At 42.1% G+C, this 16,703-nt stretch carries 13 protein-coding genes; 2 read left to right on the top strand and 11 right to left on the bottom strand.

The window, feature by feature from the left end:
* Positions 1-57: 57 nt before the first annotated feature.
* Together ACVBD2_RS02510 and ACVBD2_RS02505 are read left to right on the top strand one after the other, a co-directional pair.
* Positions 58-1,512, top strand: a complete 1,455-nt coding sequence (locus ACVBD2_RS02510; protein ID WP_235098020.1) for a sucrose-6-phosphate hydrolase — start codon at positions 58-60, stop codon at positions 1,510-1,512.
* The gene (locus ACVBD2_RS02505) at positions 1,493-2,458 is read left to right on the top strand and encodes a LacI family DNA-binding transcriptional regulator (RefSeq protein ID WP_033606002.1); all 966 of its coding nucleotides are present in this window, start codon (positions 1,493-1,495) and stop codon (positions 2,456-2,458) included. The genes ACVBD2_RS02510 and ACVBD2_RS02505 overlap by 20 nt, the downstream gene beginning before the upstream one ends.
* Before the next feature lie 249 nt (positions 2,459-2,707).
* On the opposite strand, the gene ACVBD2_RS02500 is transcribed toward ACVBD2_RS02505, so the two are convergent.
* The 11 genes from ACVBD2_RS02500 to ACVBD2_RS02450 all read right to left on the bottom strand — a co-directional run bounded on the left by ACVBD2_RS02500 (position 2,708) and on the right by ACVBD2_RS02450 (position 16,696).
* On the bottom strand, positions 2,708-3,595 hold the full coding sequence (locus ACVBD2_RS02500; RefSeq protein ID WP_461686029.1) for an HNH endonuclease: 888 nt from the start codon (positions 3,593-3,595) through the stop codon (positions 2,708-2,710).
* The gene (locus tag ACVBD2_RS02495) at positions 3,588-5,189 is read right to left on the bottom strand and encodes an AAA family ATPase (protein WP_461686028.1); all 1,602 of its coding nucleotides are present in this window, start codon (positions 5,187-5,189) and stop codon (positions 3,588-3,590) included. Before ACVBD2_RS02495 ends, ACVBD2_RS02500 begins: the two co-directional genes overlap by 8 nt.
* A 352-nt stretch (positions 5,190-5,541) precedes the next feature.
* Entirely contained in the window at positions 5,542-6,816 is a 1,275-nt protein-coding gene (locus ACVBD2_RS02490; RefSeq protein WP_461686027.1) for a hydroxymethylglutaryl-CoA reductase, degradative, read from the bottom strand.
* Positions 6,816-7,988: a hydroxymethylglutaryl-CoA synthase gene (locus ACVBD2_RS02485; RefSeq protein WP_461686026.1), complete on the bottom strand. Its 1,173-nt coding sequence runs from the start codon at positions 7,986-7,988 to the stop codon at positions 6,816-6,818. The genes ACVBD2_RS02490 and ACVBD2_RS02485 overlap by 1 nt, the downstream gene beginning before the upstream one ends.
* A gap of 118 nt (positions 7,989-8,106) precedes the next feature.
* Positions 8,107-8,562: a threonine/serine exporter family protein gene (locus ACVBD2_RS02480; RefSeq protein ID WP_084973173.1), complete on the bottom strand. Its 456-nt coding sequence runs from the start codon at positions 8,560-8,562 to the stop codon at positions 8,107-8,109.
* Position 8,563: 1 nt separating this feature from the next.
* Positions 8,564-9,322, bottom strand: coding sequence for a threonine/serine exporter family protein (locus ACVBD2_RS02475; RefSeq protein WP_461686025.1), 759 nt, complete (start codon positions 9,320-9,322; stop codon positions 8,564-8,566).
* Between the two features lie 87 nt (positions 9,323-9,409).
* A complete protein-coding gene (gene pknB, locus ACVBD2_RS02470; RefSeq protein WP_461686024.1) occupies positions 9,410-11,293 on the bottom strand; it encodes a Stk1 family PASTA domain-containing Ser/Thr kinase in 1,884 nt (627 codons plus the stop codon).
* Positions 11,290-12,030, bottom strand: a complete 741-nt coding sequence (locus tag ACVBD2_RS02465) for a Stp1/IreP family PP2C-type Ser/Thr phosphatase (RefSeq protein WP_461686023.1) — start codon at positions 12,028-12,030, stop codon at positions 11,290-11,292. The genes pknB and ACVBD2_RS02465 overlap by 4 nt, the downstream gene beginning before the upstream one ends.
* A gap of 15 nt (positions 12,031-12,045) precedes the next feature.
* A complete protein-coding gene (gene rsmB / locus ACVBD2_RS02460; protein ID WP_008289038.1) occupies positions 12,046-13,359 on the bottom strand; it encodes a 16S rRNA (cytosine(967)-C(5))-methyltransferase RsmB in 1,314 nt (437 codons plus the stop codon).
* A complete protein-coding gene (fmt, locus tag ACVBD2_RS02455) occupies positions 13,352-14,287 on the bottom strand; it encodes a methionyl-tRNA formyltransferase (RefSeq protein WP_000163668.1) in 936 nt (311 codons plus the stop codon). Before fmt ends, rsmB begins: the two co-directional genes overlap by 8 nt.
* 12 nt (positions 14,288-14,299) lie before the next feature.
* Entirely contained in the window at positions 14,300-16,696 is a 2,397-nt protein-coding gene (locus ACVBD2_RS02450; RefSeq protein ID WP_000951902.1) for a primosomal protein N', read from the bottom strand.
* Positions 16,697-16,703 lie beyond the last annotated feature (7 nt).

Genomic DNA, 16,703 nt, shown 5'->3' with positions numbered 1-16,703 from the left:
TTTTGCCGAAAACGTTTACTATTAATAATAGAATAGAACTTATGGAGGAAAGATAAAATGGAATGGACAACTGAGCGCCGTTATAGACGCTATGAAGACTGGTCTAATGATGAAATCAAGCAAATCGAGGAAAAGATGGCACAATCTCCTTGGCATACTCGTTACCATGTCGAGCCTAAAACAGGGCTTCTCAATGATCCAAATGGCTTTTCTTATTTCAATGGCAAATGGATTCTCTTTTACCAGAACTTCCCCTTTGGTGCAGCCCATGGGTTGAAGTCTTGGGTGCAGCTTGAAAGTGATGATTTAGTGCACTTTACAGAAACTGGAGTCAAAGTTTTGCCAGATACTCCATTAGATAGCCACGGTGCCTATTCTGGTTCTGCCATGCAGTTTGGCGATCAGTTGTTCCTATTTTATACTGGAAATGTCCGTGATGAAAATTGGATCCGTCACCCTTACCAGATTGGGGCTTTGATGGATAAGGAGGGCAAGATTACAAAGATTGACAAGATCTTGATTGACCAGCCAGCAGACTCTACTGACCACTTCCGCGATCCGCAAATTTTTAACTTTAAGGGACAATATTATGCTATCGTCGGCGGACAGGACTTGGAGAAAAAAGGCTTTGTTCGCCTCTACAAGGCCGTGGGCAATGACTACACAAACTGGCAAGCAGTTGGCGACCTTGACTTTGCTAACGACCGTACTGCCTACATGATGGAATGCCCAAATCTGATCTTTGTAGGGGAGCAACCTGTCCTTCTCTACTGCCCACAAGGATTGGATAAGGCTGTTCTAGACTATGACAATATCTATCCAAACATGTACAAAATTGGGGCTTCCTTTGATCCTGAAAATGCCAAAATAGTCGATGTGTCACCCCTTCACAACCTAGACTACGGCTTTGAAGCCTATGCAACTCAAGCATTCAACGCTCCAGATGGACGTGCACTAGCAGTAAGTTGGCTTGGGTTACCAGATGTTTCTTACCCATCTGACCGTTTTGATCACCAAGGAACCTTCTCATTGGTCAAAGAACTCACTATCAAAGATGGCAAACTCTACCAATATCCTGTCTCAGCCGTCAAAGAACTCCGTTCCTCTGAAGAGGTCTTCTCAAATCGGACTCAAACCAATAACACCTATGAACTCGAGCTCAACTTGGAGGCCAATAGCCAAAGCGAGATTGTCTTGCTCGCTGACAAGGAAGGCAAGGGGCTTTCAATCACCTTTGACCTTGTCAATGGACAAGTGACAGTGGATCGTAGTCAGGCTGGTGAACAGTACGCCCAAGAATTTGGTACGACTCGTTCTTGCCCTATCGATAACCAAGCTACAACCGCCACTATCTTCATCGACAAGTCGGTCTTTGAAATTTTCATCAATAAAGGAGAAAAAGTATTTTCTGGTCGTGTCTTCCCACATGCGGACCAAAACGGTATCCTGATCAAGTCTGGAAACCCAACTGGAACTTACTATGAATTAGATTATGGTCGCAAAACTAACTGATGTCGCAAAACTTGCAGGCGTCAGCCCTACTACCGTCTCACGGGTCATCAATAAAAAGGGTTACCTATCTGAGAAAACCATTCAAAAGGTTAATGAAGCCATGCGAGAATTGGGCTATAAACCCAACAACCTGGCTCGAAGCCTCCAAGGAAAATCTGCCAAGTTGATTGGACTTATTTTTCCAAACATCAGTCATGTCTTTTATGCGGAGTTGATTGACAAGTTGGAACACCAGCTCTTCAAAAATGGCTACAAGACCATCATCTGTAACAGCGAACACGACTCGGAAAAAGAACGGGAGTATATTGAAATGCTGGAGGCCAATCAGGTAGACGGTATCATCTCAGGAAGTCACAACTTGGGAATCGAGGACTACAATCGTGTGACAGCACCGATTATTTCCTTTGACCGAAATCTATCACCAGACATCCCTGTCGTCTCCTCTGATAACTACGGTGGCGGGGTTCTCGCAGCCCAGACTTTGGTCAAGACAGGCGCCCAGTCTATCATCATGATTACAGGAAATGACAACTCTAACTCACCGACTGGACTTCGCCATGCTGGCTTTGCCTCTGTTCTCCCTAAAGCACCTATTATCAATGTTTCGAGTGACTTTTCGCCCGTCAGAAAAGAAATGGAAATCAAGAATATCTTGACCCATCAGAAACCAGATGCTATTTTTGCTTCGGATGATTTGACAGCTATCCTAGTTATCAAAATCGCTCAGGAACTGGGAATTTCTGTTCCTGAGGAGCTCAAGGTCATCGGCTATGATGGGACTTACTTTATCGAGAACTACTACCCTCATTTGACAACGATTAAGCAACCTATGAAAGAGATTGCCCACCTCACTGTTGATCTTCTCTTACAGAAGATTGAAGGCAAGGAAGTCGCGACAACTGGTTATTTCTTACCCGTTACTCTATTACCCGGTAAAAGTATCTAAGTACTAAGAATCTGGGACAAAAGTCTAACCTTGAATATAAAAAGCGAACAAAACGAGCTATCTGACACTCAGAATTCTGTTTTGTTCGCTTTTTTCTAATCTATCGATTTTAAAAATTTAGAATAAAGAATTTCTAAAATCAAAATCTTTTTATCCCAACCTCTTTATAGTCAATGTGATTGATATTACATCTCGTTCCGTATGATACAGTTCACAGATGAGGAGCTTTACCCTAAAATCTTCACTGAATTATTTTCTCTCACAGTTTTCACCAAAAGCACCTGATTTTTGTTTATTCCTTATATACTTAAATAATTCAGTACCACTTTCGTTCAAACCTCTCCATAAAGTAGCCTCTAAAGAATTAATCCCAAGCACTTCTTCCTCATCACGAATTAAATCATCTAACTCTATCTTTAACCTTTCGTTGTATGAGCTACTGTTTTTTACACAGCGACAGAAACTTCTCTCCTTCCTAGAAAATTCTATTTTAGCCTGCTCTGCATAAAATTTTAATAGATTTGTATCTTTAAATTGATTTTTCAATCTATTAAATTTATCTTCATCCCAAGAAGGTGGTTTTACTAATTCAAAGCGAAAATTAATATCCTCATTATCAAAGTCAGCATAGCACTTCATATAATGGACATCATCAATTTCTTCAAAATAATAATTAATATAAAGTTTAGTTGAATTTAATTTATCATGATTACAATCACTACAGGATGGTATTAAATTTGCATCTGATATAGAAAGAGATGGATATTTCGTTTTAGGTAAAAAATGGTCTAAATTTCTTACCTCACGCTTTAAACAATATGGACAAATATTGTTAGGAGAAATTAACTTAATTTCATCATAGTATTCTCGAACTTTATATTTCTTATTACTAAATTTATCGTTGTATAATTTAACCATTTTTTGTTTAAATGTTTCAAATTCATCCTTTTCTTTTATGGATTCTTGGAATAAATTATATTTTTGATCGCTAGCACAGGAAATAAATTCATTATTTTGTAACAGACAATATTCTTTTTTTTGCCTTAAATATTTTGCAGTATCTTCCTGGTAACTTTCTATAGCCACATCAAAAACCTGAGAATAATCAAAGTCTTTTCTTTCTAATCTCTTATTCATCATTATTCCTTTGCTTATCATACATCATCTGTCTAGCTAAAGCCCTAGCTTCATATCCAAGTTGACCGCGAAAATAACTAAATACATCTGCTATATTTTCATTAGCTTGCACTTGCTCTTCGATATCATGTACAAAACTTGATTTTTCATATTCTAGTCTAAATATTTCATGTGTCAACTCTCCTATGTTTTCTCCATAAGTCTCTATAATCGGATTCTCTATCTTAATCGATTTTCCTGCTCTAAACATCAGATGAACCGCTGATTTTGGAGATTCCTGAACAAATACTGGTGAATGAGTCGAGATAATTGAAACTCCATTTCTATTTTGCATTAAATATCCTAACGCTTTATTAAAAGCAGCCATCAAGGGTGGATGTAAATGTAATTCTGGTTCATCAAGGATAACCAAAGTCTTTTCTTCTACAACTTCAACCAGTTTTGTCAATGTTAGTAAAACAATTTTATTTCCCGAGCTAAGTCCTTGTTTATAAAATTTTTCAATGATTTCTTTTGCTTCCGGACTATTTCCTCCATCAATGCGTTTCCAATTTTCTTGCATTCTGGAAACTATTCTTACTTCTTTTTTAAAAATAGGATCAGAATCAAGATAAGAAATAACTTTTTCCCACCTCTCTATAATATTCTTAGCCTTTATAGTGCACAAACTAACATAAAAATCACTTGACAAATCGTCCAAAGTTTTTGTAATAATCCCAGCTTCTTCATCATAGGATTTCACTCCAACATAATTAAATAAAATATCATCATTTTTATTTAACTGCTTGTAATTAATAAAATCATCAAAAACACTAAAAGATACTAATGTAACTCCTGAAAAAGGAATATTATTTTCGCCCGATTCATTTTGAAATTGGTAAAATTTATAATCTTCTTTATCATCATCTAAAATAACGCTTCTTATCATTCTATCTAAAATATAACTTTTTCCAACCCCATTACGTCCAATCAAGACATGTGAATTTGTTTGTGGTTTCTCATATGGTTTTACTTCAAAAGCTATTTTACCAATTTCATCTAGTCCTTCCTGCTTTGACTTTTTATACGTAAAATAGAAATTATATGGAGTTATTTCAACTCCTCCACGAGAAATTCGATTAAACTGATTTTTAACAGTAGAAGCAGATACTTCTCTCAGCAAAGAATGAATCATAATGTTTTCATTTCGATGTTCGCTAAGAAGATCTAAATCAAAAGCTATATCTCTAACTTTTGAAAAATATTCATTTGCTATTGTTTCACCTAAGGAAAATATATTTTGGTAGTATTCCGGCGATTGTCCCAGAGAAAAAATTTTTTGTCCTAGTTCCCGATACCATCCATTATTAACAATCGTTCTATAATCACCTTCATCTACAGAACCAATCCCAGAATATCCAAATTTTACTTGCCCTAGATATGTAACTTCTTTTCCTTTACAAAAATTTACATCATATAATGTTTTATATCTAAATTTATCATTCCAACTAATTCTTTCAAATCGAAAGTACTCTTCTGGCTTTTCTTCTAACTCAATCGGATTAGGTAGAGTAGGATTATTGGGCGCATCATATGCATAAAAGAAAAAATACATTATTATCTCCTTTTAAAAAAACTAAAATTACAAAATATAATATTTTTTGTAAACATAACAAAAGAAATTGAGATATTACACAATACCTATATCTAATTAGAATAATACTAAATTCTCACATTCTAGAAATTCCTATATATAATTATATCAATTTTATAACACTCAAGCAAATCTTGTATAAAGGAACATAGCTCATTAGAATTTTCTATACAATTCTATATTTTTTCAAATAAAATAGACAAACACTAAATGATATTTGTCTACATTTCTATTCTTTCTAATTTTTGAGATTGATATCTATATAGTTTGTTTAAATTCCCCATCACTCTAAAAATAGATCGTCTGAGTTTTTTTATGATCTTAAGTTTTCGAGATAGCGCTGAGCTGTCTCTAAGTTAAAGGTTTTCTCTGCGATGAGGCGCTCAACGAGGGGAGCAACTTCGGACTCACTAGCACCTGCTAGGAGAGCTAGGGATTTGGCCTGTAATTTCATGTGGCCTTGCTGGATGCCCGTACTGACCAAGGCTTTGAGGGCTGCAAAGTTTTGGGCAAGACCAATAGACACGATAATCTGAGCTAATTCTTTGGCTGAAGGATTTCCCAGTAGTTCGTGACTAAGAGCCACACGTGGGTTGAGACCGATAGAGCCGCCCTTGGTCGCTACCGGCATGGGTAGTGTCATCTCACCGACCAATTCTTCTGTGTCCTTATCTATACTCCAACGGCTGAGGCCTTGATAGCGTCCATCTTGACTAGCAAAGGCATGGGCCCCAGCTTCGATGGCACGCCAGTCATTACCCGTGGCGATTAAAATGGCATCAATACCATTAAAAATCCCTTTATTGTGAGTCGCTGCTCGGTAAGGATCAGCCTGCGCAAACTGGCTGGCCAAGGCTATTTTCTCCGCAATTTCTCGTCCTTGATCCCTTTGAGGGCTCAAGTAGCGAAAGGCGATACGACAGCTTGCAGTCACCAGAGAATCGGTCGCGTAATTGGACAGGATCCCCATAAGGCTCTGTCCTTGACTGAGTTCTTCTAAGACTGGTTTCAAAGCTTCCAGCATGGTGTTAAGCATATTGGCTCCCATAGCTTCCTGAGTATCGACATGGAGATAAACAACGAGAAAGTCTGTTTCACCTTTGATCTGCTCTACATGCAAATCACGTGCCCCGCCACCACGTTTGACGATAGAAGGATAGGCTTGATTGGCAATTTCCAAGAGCTCCGCTTTCTTGCTGGCAATCTTCTCTTGCGCTATATCTGAATTAGCAACTTGATAAAGGGCTACCTGCCCAATCATCTGACGCTGATGGACTTGAGCAGTAAAACCGCCTGCACGCTTGATGATTTTGCTGGCATAGCTGGCCGCAGCAACCACAGAAGGTTCTTCTGTCACATAGGGAACTGTGTAGTCCTGACCGTTCACCAAAAGTTCTGGAATGATAGAATAAGGCAGAGAAAAAGTTCCCACCACATTCTCACTCAGCTGGTCTGCAACAGCCAAGCTGACTTGTTCATCCTGCTCCAGACCCGTTTGCTTTTCAGGACTAAGGAGCGCCTGAGCTCGCAACAACTCAAGGCGCTCATGGTATGATTTTTTAGAAAATCCATTCCAACTTTTCTTCATTATTTTTCAACCTTGCTATAACGGCGTTGGTGGTTGAGAATTTCAACCAAGGCATAGTCTTGATGTTCATAGCCTGCAAATTGGGCTGAACCAGATTCATCCAACTGCAATTCTTCGAAGAAGACTTTTTCATAATCTGCAACAGACAGGGCAGTACGTTGATTGAGCTTGTTCAAGCGATCCTTATCAAGGTAAGCCTCATAGCCTTCGACCAATTCACCACTAAAGAACTCTGAAACCGCTCCACTTCCGTAACTGTAGAGGGCAATTTTATCTCCAGCCTTCAAAGTCTCTGCATTTTCCAAAAGAGAGAGAAGCCCGAGAAAGAGGGAACCTGTATAGATATTTCCAATCATCTGACTGTAGAGAATGGACTTATCAAAATTTTCTTGCAAACTATCCTTTTTTTCCTGAGATAAAGTCTTATCCATCATCTTGCGCAATCCTTTTAGGGCCAACTTAGGATAAGGCAAGTGGAAGCAGATAGCCGCAAAGTCATCCATAGTCCAATCATAGCGTTTCTTGTATTCACCCCAAGTCGTTGTCAGGCAATCAAGATACTGTTGGGTCGAGTACATGCCATTTACATAAGGAGTGCTTGAATAGTTCGGACGCCAGAAATCCATGATGTCGCGTGTTTGAGCAACATTATCATTGTTAAAGGCCATGATGCGCGGATTTTGGGTGATCAACATCGCTACACTTCCAGCACCCTGAGTTGGTTCACCTGGAGTTCCCACACCATACTTGGCAATATCACTGGCAATGACCAAAACCTTAGACTCTGGAGAATTTTCCACATGCAATTTAGCATAATGAAGGGCAGCTGTTGCTCCATAGCAGGCTTCTTTGATTTCAAAGCTACGGGCAAAAGGCTGAATGCCTAATAGGCCATGAACAAAGACTGCCGCTGCCTTACTCTGGTCAATCCCTGACTCGGTCGCCACGATGACCATATCGATTTCTTCTTTTTCTTTGTCTGTTAAAATGGAGTTGCTTGCACTAGCTGCCAAGGTAACAATGTCCTCAGTCAGTGGCGCAATACTAATTTCATTTAACAAGAGTCCCTTGCTAAATTTTTCGGGATCAACTCCCCTCGCTTCTGCTAAGTCTTGTAATTTCAAGACATATTGACTGGTCGCAAAACCAATCTTATCAATACCGATTGTCATATTTACCTCTGTTTTTTCATTCATTGTAAAAAATCGTTTCATTCTATTTTATCACAAATAGGGACAAAAGAGAGAAAAAAGACTTGATTCAACAAATCAAGTCTTTGCTTTGACTGCATTAGGAAGATATTCCTCGCTGTTTTCGGATGTAGTAATAAAGCTTTAAAATTACCGTTCCACTTGCCATTCCAATAGAAATAACAAGGGCTAACATAACCACCAAAGTCGCGCTGGCAAGGGCATGACTGTAATCGCCTGTCACAAAGAACGCTGTCGTTCGATAGGATAGATAACCTGGCACCAAGGGGGCAAGAATAGCCAAGACAAAAACCACTGCTGGTGTCTTATAGACAATACTTAAAATCTGACTGATACAAGAGCCTACCACCGCTGCGATAAAGGTCGCAACGATGACATTGGTTGGTTCTTTTAGTACGAGATAGAGGAGCCAAACGCCCATTCCCAAAACCCCACCAGGCAGAAGCATGGAGCGTTGGACATTCAGTACGATTAAAAAGGTGATAATGGCGAGTAAACTCGCCACCGCTTGGAGTAAAATACTTGTTAGAGTCATCTTATGTCATCAAAACCAGGGCGACTGAGGTGCCAGCCCCTAGAGCGAGGGTAATGAGCAGAGATTCAAACATCTTGCTCATACCAGAGTTGATATGATTGGTCATGATATCTCGAACCGCATTTGTCAGAGCAATCCCTGGAACAAAAGGCATGACGGCTCCTGCTATGATCAGGTCTGCCGTCGAAGGAAATCCAGTGTAGCGAGCCCAAAACTGGGCAATCAAGCCAAAAACAAAGGCACCCGCAAAAGCTGTTACAAAAGGAATTCGGATAAACTTCTCGACATAGAGAGAGAAGGCAAAACCAAACAAGGTCGCAACGCCTGCTCCAAAAGCATCATAGACATTACCGCCAAACATAATTGAGAAGAAAGGGGCGCTGAGAGTTGCTGCTACAGTCACTTGGAGATTGCTATAAGGAAGGGCTTGATTTCTGATTTCCTTCAGCTTTTTAAAAGCTGTAGAAAGATCAATCTGACCACCTACAAGTTCTCGTGATACTTGGTTGACATCACAGACTTTTTCGATGTTATAGGAGGATGACGTCACCCGTTTCATACGAGAAATATTGGTGTTTTCAATCGAAAAGAAAATAGCCGCGGGCATGGCAAGAACATTGCAATCCACTATTCCCTGTGAATGGGCAATGCGAATCATGGTGTCCTCAACCCGATGAATCTCCGAACCACTTTTCAAGAGAATAGTTCCAGCTAGCATAATCACATCAATGACAGCATTTAACTCTTTTGATTCGTCCATTTTCTACTCCTATTTTCTACTCCCTCTATTCTATCACAAAAGTTCATGAAAAAAAATCTTTGTCATGATTTCATGACAAAGATTGGGTTAATTTCGTTCATTACTTGACGTTCTACTGCCATCTGAAGAATCCGTTGTAGGGTTGCTACCTTGATTGTTACTCTGTGAAGGCGTCGTGTCTGTTCCTGAATTTCCGTGTTGAGACGAACTTGATGAAGAAGGAAGTGGTTTTGGTTTATAAATAGAAATCTTAACACGTGTTTTATTGAGATCTACCTTTTCTCCAGGTTTAGGGTCCTGACTAACAACTGTTCCTGCAGTAGTTCCTTCAGGAGCAGTTGATACTTCCACAACTTCGATATTGGCCTCTTTTACACCAACAATCTGAGTCAAATTGTTCTTAGTAAATTCGAGACTTGAACCAATGTAACTTGGCATCGAAACGCTGGTTACCTTCTTAGCAACTGTTAAGGTAATCGTGCTGGCTTTCGTGAGATCGTAAGTGCTTCCTGCAGCTGGGGTTTGCCTAATGACTGTTCCTGGATCGCTTTCGCTAGATTCCTCTTCCTCGATCTTAATGAGGTTTTCTGGAACCTTTTTCTCTTTGAGCTCCGCGACAACATCCGAGGACTTACGTCCTACATAGTTACTTAGTTGGAAGGATTGCTTACCTGATGAAACGATTAGATTTACTTTGCTTCCTTCTTTTCGACCGCTTCTAGCTTCTGGATCTGTTCGAATGACGCGACCTTCGGCTACTGTGTCGCTGGCCTCTGTCTTTTCTTCACCTACTTCAAAATTAGCTTTCTTCAGTGTCTCTTTAGCTTCAGCAACTGTCTGTCCCGATACATCTGGAATAGCAATAGTCGCTGGAGTTCGGGAGAAGATCCAAATCAAAGAGGCTGCAACTAGCAAGGCACTGGCCAGTAAAATCATATAGCGAGCTTTAAACTTCCGTTTTTTCGCTGGTTTTGGTACTGGTGCTTCATCTACCACCTGCTGAGTCTGCTGTTTTGATTGAGGTCGCTCTAATTGTGGCTTAGCCTTCGGAATAGAGGTCAGAGTGCTTTGTGGAACTTTAGGCAAGGTCTTGGTATCAACCTTGCTTGCCTCATCAAAGACTAGCTTTGGTTCTCTCCTACGATTGTGAGACAAACAACTCGACAAGTCCACATACATTTCTGATACAGACTGATAGCGATCTGTCAATTTCTTGGCCGTTGCCTTGATAACAACATTTTCCAAAGCTTGTGGTACTGCTGGATTCTCAGCAATAACAGATGGAAGTGGTTTTTGGAAATGCTGGAGGGCAATAGTCACTGCACTATCCCCATCATAAGGGATATGTCCAGTCAACATTTCATAGAAAATAATCCCCATAGCATAGATGTCACTCTGCACAGTTGCCTTGGAACCACGGGCCTGCTCAGGTGAGAGATAGTGGACTGAACCGAGCATGGAGTTGGTCTGTGTCAGACTGGTCTCTGCAAAAGCCACGGCAATCCCAAAGTCTGTAACTTTGGCAGTTCCATCTGGTGTCAAGAGGATATTTTGAGGTTTCAAATCTCGGTGGATAATCCCTCTCGTATGCGCCAGACGCATCGCCAAGAGAATCTGTCCCATAATACGGACGGCTTCTTCATTTGAGAGAGGGGAGTGTTCTTTGATATAACGTTTGAGGTCAAGCCCTGCCACATACTCCATAGCTAGATACTGCTGACCGTCTTCCTCACCGATATCTGTTATTCGAACGATATGGGGATGATCCAGATCCGCCATGGCTCTCGCTTCACGTTGAAAACGTGCCACAGCAATCGGATCTGTCTGATAGTTAGTCCTCAGGACCTTAACTGCCACTTCTTCCCCGTCTAGGATCAAATCCTTGGCCAAGTAAACATCCGCCATGCCTCCTCGACCAATCTGTTTGACAATCCGATATCGTCCGGCAAAAATCTTGCCGATCTGGATCATTCTACTTCCTCCTCATTCATGTGAACAAGGGCAACCGTGATATTGTCTAAACCACCTGCATTGTTGGCAAAACGAATCAAAGTTGCCGCCTTGTCTGCCAAGGAAATATCACTTGTTACAATATCGTAGATATCGCTTCCTGAGATCATATTGGTCAAACCATCACTATTGAGCAAGAGATAATCTCCTGACTCCAGTGTAATCATCCCAAAATCTGGCTGGATTTCATCTTTTTGTCCGATAGACTGGGTGATGATATTCTTTTGAGGGTGAGTTTCTGCTTCTTCTGGAGTCAATTGACCAGCCTTGAGCAATTCATTGACCAAAGAATGGTCACTTGTCAACTGGTGGTATTCTTCTCCACGAATCAAACCGATACGAGAATCTCCAATGTGAGCATAGATGGCTTGGTTGTCAATAAACGCAACAGCTTCTAGCGTTGTTCCCATACCTCTGTAGGCTTCGTCCTGACCTAGTTGATGAATTTTTTGATTTTCAATCTCCAGGTAGTGGGCAAACCACTCACGAACTTCATTGACTGAGTCAATTTGGGTATCCACCCAAGCCACACCAAGGTCTGTTACCGCCATCTCACTAGCGATATTTCCTGCACGGTGTCCTCCCATCCCGTCAGCCAAGATGATCATAGTGCGTCCTGCTCGGTTGACAAAGTGATTGACATAGTCCTGATTATTTGTCCGTTTCTGACCAACATCTGTTAATAATGCTATTTCCATTGTGTCAGTTCCTTCCTATTCTGATATCTTGCGAAATTGGCTGATAAAGAATCCATCACTTCCATACAATTCAGGAGTAATCAGGATGCAGCCATCTTTCAGGATATCTTTACATTCGTGTTCTAGTTTAACCTGCTCGAACTCGGGATGACTTTCTAAAAATGCTTCAACAACTTGAAAGTTCTCCTCAGAGACAATAGTACAGGTACTATACGTTATTATACCACCTTTACGTAGTGTTTGACAAACACTACCTAATATTTCCAGCTGAATTTCCTGTAAGGACGTGAAATCTGCTGTTTCTTTATTGTATTTGATGTCTGGTTTGCGACGTAAAAGTCCAATCCCAGAACAGGGAGCATCTACCAAAATCTTATCAAAAGAATCCCGACCGAAAAACTCATGAACCTTTCTGGCATCCAATTTTTGCGTTTGCACTCGTTCTGCCACACCTAAACGCTCCGCATTTTCTTGGATCAAGTCCAACTTATGGTCATACAAGTCCAGAGCAGTTACCTGACCTGTAGCGAGATAAGAAGCTATATGAGCTGTTTTTCCACCCGGAGCGGCACAGGCATCCAGGACCTGCTCATCGCCTTGTAGATCAAGAGTCGGAGCAACCAGTTGACTGGACTCGTCTTGGATGGTTATAGCCCCTTCTGCGAACAAATCATGTCCTGCAAAGTGGCCTTGCTCCTTGACCAGACCAGTGGCCGCTAAAGGGGAATTGGTCGCCTCTAACAAAGCTTTGATTTCCTCTTTTCGGCTCAAGTTGGTCACCCGGATGCTAGCTTTGTTGCGCACCAAGAGACTTTTAAAGATGGCTTGTGCTCTCTCTTCACCGTATTCTTCCTTGAGTTTAGACACGAGCCAAACTGGGAGAGAATAGGCAATGGAATCACGCTTGTTTTTGCGTTTGATACTGTCAATGTCTGGCCAGCCTTCTCGCAAGATACGACGAAGGACGGCGTTGACTAATTTTTCACTGCCTTTTTTACGCGCTTTGGCTAGTTCCACTGCTTCATTAACAACAGCGTGATTAGGAATCTTATCCAGATACCGAAGTTGGTAAGCGCTCAGAAGGAGCAGGATATAGAGCCAGTTATCTAGCTTATCCCGGTCTTCGATAAAGTGGGACAGGTACCATTCCAGAGTCAGTTTTCGGGCTACCGTACCGTAGACAATCTCTGTCACCAACCCCTTATCTGTTGCTGAGAGGTGACTGCACTTGAGGTGTTTGTTTAAGGCAATATTGGAGTATGCTTGGTTGATAAAAACATCCTCTAATACTGCTAGAGCTAGACTTCTAGCCGTTTCTACTTTAGTCACCAAATCGTTCTCCTACAGTCAATGTCCGTCCAACTCCGTTGAGGAAGGAAGCAATGTCCATCTTAGGCTTCCCAGCTGGCTGCACTTGCTTGAGAGATAGAGCTCCTTCAGCCGTTGCGACAATCAATTCCTTTTTGCCAATAGAGAGGATCTCACCTGGATTTCCCTGACCTTCTACTGGTAGGGCTTCATAAATCTTAAAGCGGTCTCCTTTAAGAAAAGTATGGGCAACAGGCCATGGATTCATCCCTCTGATTTGGTTAAAGAGTTGGCGATTGGTTTTAGTCCAATCCAGTTTCTCTTCCTCTGGCTTGATATTTGGCGAGAAAGTGACTTGACTAGGATCTTGTAGTTCAGGTTGGATTTCTCCTGCTAGGTAGCCAGGTAGCGTATCCAAAAGCAAATCGCGACCAACGATTGCCAATTTTTCAAACAAGGTGCCGACATTGTCCTCGTCTGTGATAGGAATGCTACGACGGGAAATCATATCACCTGCATCCATTTCTTTAACCATTTCCATGATGGTCACACCAGCTTCCTCATCCCCTTGAATCAGGGCATAATGAATGGGAGCTCCACCACGGTGTTTGGGAAGAAGGGAAGCGTGAACATTGACCGCAAAGTCCATGCTATCAAGGAGTTTACTTGGGAGAAATTGCCCAAAAGCAGCAGTGATAATCCCATCAGCTCCTAGCTTCATAATGTCTTCCATCTCTGGACTTCCAGATAATTTTTCAGGTTGGTAGATAGGAAGACCTGCTTCTTTGGCGGCCTGCTTGACTGGGGTTTCTTGGATCACTTTTTTACGGCCAACAGCGCGGTCTGGCTGGGTCACAACAGCCAGAATCTCGTAACGGTTGTCTGATAACAACCCCTTCAAAACTGTCGCTGAAAAATCAGGTGTCCCCATAAAGATTAGTTTTGTCATTTCTTCTCCTTCTTATAAAAATTGCTGCGGTTCGTGGTCAATGCTGAGACGAAGCTCGCTATTTTCACGTTCTTGAGTCAAGGCCAAGACCTGATTGAGGGTTGGACCCAGCTCATCTTCTAAACGGTATTTAATCAAAATCTGGTAATGATAAAGGTTGTGGGTACGGGCGATTGGTTTTGGCGTTGGTCCAAGGATTTTACTAGTTTCCGATAAACCTGATCGCAAAATTCCCATGACTTCATAGGCACGTTTGACGACCTCTTCTTCTTTCTTGTGAGAGAGGGTAATCCCAATAGTGAAATAATAAGGCGGATAGCCGAGTTGGCGTCTGATACTCATTTCATAGGCATAAAAACCTTCATAGTCTTGGTCTTTGGCAAATCGAATGGCATAGTGCTCCGGATTGTAAGACTGGATCAAGACCTGCCCAGCTTTTTCCGCACGGCCTGCACGGCCTGCCACCTGAGTTAAGAGTTGGAAGGTTCTCTCGGAAGAACGGAAATCAGGCAGATTCAAGGCCGTATCCGCATTGAGCACTCCGACCAAGGTCACATTGGGAAAATCCAAGCCCTTAGCAATCATCTGAGTTCCCAGCAAGATATCTGCTTCACCTTGGCCAAACTGGTCAAGAAGAGCTTGGTGACTGCCTTTCTTGCGGGTCGTATCCACATCCATCCGCAGAATGCGAGCCTGAGGAAAGAGTTCTGCCAGTTCATCGTAAGCTTTCTGAGTCCCCGTCCCGTAGTAACGAATACTGCGGCTTTGACAGTTGGGACAGACATGAGGAATCCCCTTTGAAAATCCACAGTAATGGCAGTTCATGGTCTTGGTATCCATGTGGAGAGTCAGAGAAATATCACAGTTGGGACAGCTATCTACCGTTCCACACTCCCGACACATAACAAAACTAGAATAACCCCGACGGTTGAGCATGAGGACTGCCTGTTCTTTTTTATCCAAACGGTCTCGAATGGCCTCTAGCAAAGGAGGCGTAAAGTTTGATGTCTCATTCTGCCCGATATAGTCCCGAAAGTCAATCACTTGAACTTCAGGAATAGTGGCTAAAGGATTGGCCCGTTGGGTCAGACGTAAGTGTTGATAGACACCTTTTCCAGCACGCGCACGGCTCTCTAAGCTCGGTGTCGCTGAGCCAAGGACTAGGGCTGCTTGATTGTACTGGGCCCGTAGAATGGCGACCTCTCTAGCATGATAACGGGGATTGCTGTCTTGTTTGTAGCTAGCTTCATGCTCTTCGTCGATAATTATAACACCTAGATTTTTCAAAGGAGCAAAGATAGCTGATCGAGCGCCAACAACAACTTGGGCATCGCCACGCTCAACCTTGCGCCATTCGTCGTACTTTTCACCATTGGACAGGCCTGAGTGAAGAATGGCTACTTTCTCACCAAATCGAGCAATAAAACGCTCCGTCATTTGTGGCGTCAGAGAAATCTCAGGCACCAGCAAAATAGCCGTCTTACCCTTATCCAAGGCTCCTTGGATAATCTGCAAGTAAACCTCCGTTTTCCCACTTCCTGTAATCCCTTGAAGGAGGAATGGAGGCTGTTGACTACCAATAGCACTGACAACCGCATCGCGAGCTTGTCTTTGCTCTGGGTTCAGCTCCAAAGGTGTACTTGCTTCAATGCCTTCAAAATAAGCAGCTGAACGTTGCACTTCCTTTTGGACTAGAGTTAAAGCTCCTTGCTCCACAAAAAAGTTGACTTGCTCCCGTGAGTAGGATTCTAACAAGCTAGCCAGAGGAGCACTTTCAGGATGAGACAGCAGATAATCTCTCAGCTCTGCCTTTTTCTTAGCACGCGCAGAAATCTCAATCCGCTCTAGCTGAGTAGCATCAACCTCATACCAAGACTGGGTCTTGACCTTCTTTTGATCGACTGCCTGGTATTCTAAGCGGAGCAGACCTTTCCTAGTCAAGCGCATCATCTCAGCTTGCTTAGCAAGGTCTAAAGAAGAAAAGACTAGCGAATCTTCTGAACCAAACAAGCGCTCTTTGTCTGCCTGACTCAGACCTTCCAGAGGATAGAGAATCTTGTCATAGCTAGAATTCAGAAATCCTGGAAGCATAGCTTTTAGAATGGAGATTTTATAAGAAAAGACGGACTTGCGTAACTCCTCAGCCAACCAGAGTTGCTCCTGAGTCAAGACAGGAGAAAAATCTAGCACCTCTGCAATCTCCTTCAAGTCCTGACCTTCCATCTCTTCATCCGACTGGGACTCCAGGCCAAGCACAATCCCTTGTATCAAACGATTACCCTTTCCGAAGGGGACATGAACCCGCATACCGACTTCCAGCATCTCTACAAATTCCTCAGGGACCTTATAACTATAGGGCTGGTCCGTCTGCATAAGGGGAACATCCACAATAATCTTTGCGATTGCCATCTTCTCA

It is taken from the genome of Streptococcus sp. KHUD_018 (genome assembly GCF_054861215.1).
Note: the sequence above shows the minus strand (reverse complement) of the source record. Positions and strands in the feature narration are given on the sequence as shown.

Bases quoted from the DNA above. Each gene is read 5' to 3' on its own strand.
- ACVBD2_RS02510 (WP_235098020.1), top strand. From the start codon at position 58: ATGGAATGGACAACTGAGCGCCGTTATAGACGCTATGAAGACTGGTCT.
- ACVBD2_RS02505 (WP_033606002.1), top strand. From the start codon at position 1,493: ATGGTCGCAAAACTAACTGATGTCGCAAAACTTGCAGGCGTCAGCCCT.
- ACVBD2_RS02500 (WP_461686029.1), bottom strand. From the start codon at position 3,595: ATGAATAAGAGATTAGAAAGAAAAGACTTTGATTATTCTCAGGTTTTT.
- ACVBD2_RS02495 (WP_461686028.1), bottom strand. From the start codon at position 5,189: ATGTATTTTTTCTTTTATGCATATGATGCGCCCAATAATCCTACTCTA.
- ACVBD2_RS02490 (WP_461686027.1), bottom strand. From the start codon at position 6,816: ATGAAGAAAAGTTGGAATGGATTTTCTAAAAAATCATACCATGAGCGC.
- ACVBD2_RS02485 (WP_461686026.1), bottom strand. From the start codon at position 7,988: ATGACAATCGGTATTGATAAGATTGGTTTTGCGACCAGTCAATATGTC.
- ACVBD2_RS02480 (WP_084973173.1), bottom strand. From the start codon at position 8,562: ATGACTCTAACAAGTATTTTACTCCAAGCGGTGGCGAGTTTACTCGCC.
- ACVBD2_RS02475 (WP_461686025.1), bottom strand. From the start codon at position 9,322: ATGGACGAATCAAAAGAGTTAAATGCTGTCATTGATGTGATTATGCTA.
- pknB (WP_461686024.1), bottom strand. From the start codon at position 11,293: ATGATCCAGATCGGCAAGATTTTTGCCGGACGATATCGGATTGTCAAA.
- ACVBD2_RS02465 (WP_461686023.1), bottom strand. From the start codon at position 12,030: ATGGAAATAGCATTATTAACAGATGTTGGTCAGAAACGGACAAATAAT.
- fmt (WP_000163668.1), bottom strand. From the start codon at position 14,287: ATGACAAAACTAATCTTTATGGGGACACCTGATTTTTCAGCGACAGTT.
- ACVBD2_RS02450 (WP_000951902.1), bottom strand. From the start codon at position 16,696: ATGGCAATCGCAAAGATTATTGTGGATGTTCCCCTTATGCAGACGGAC.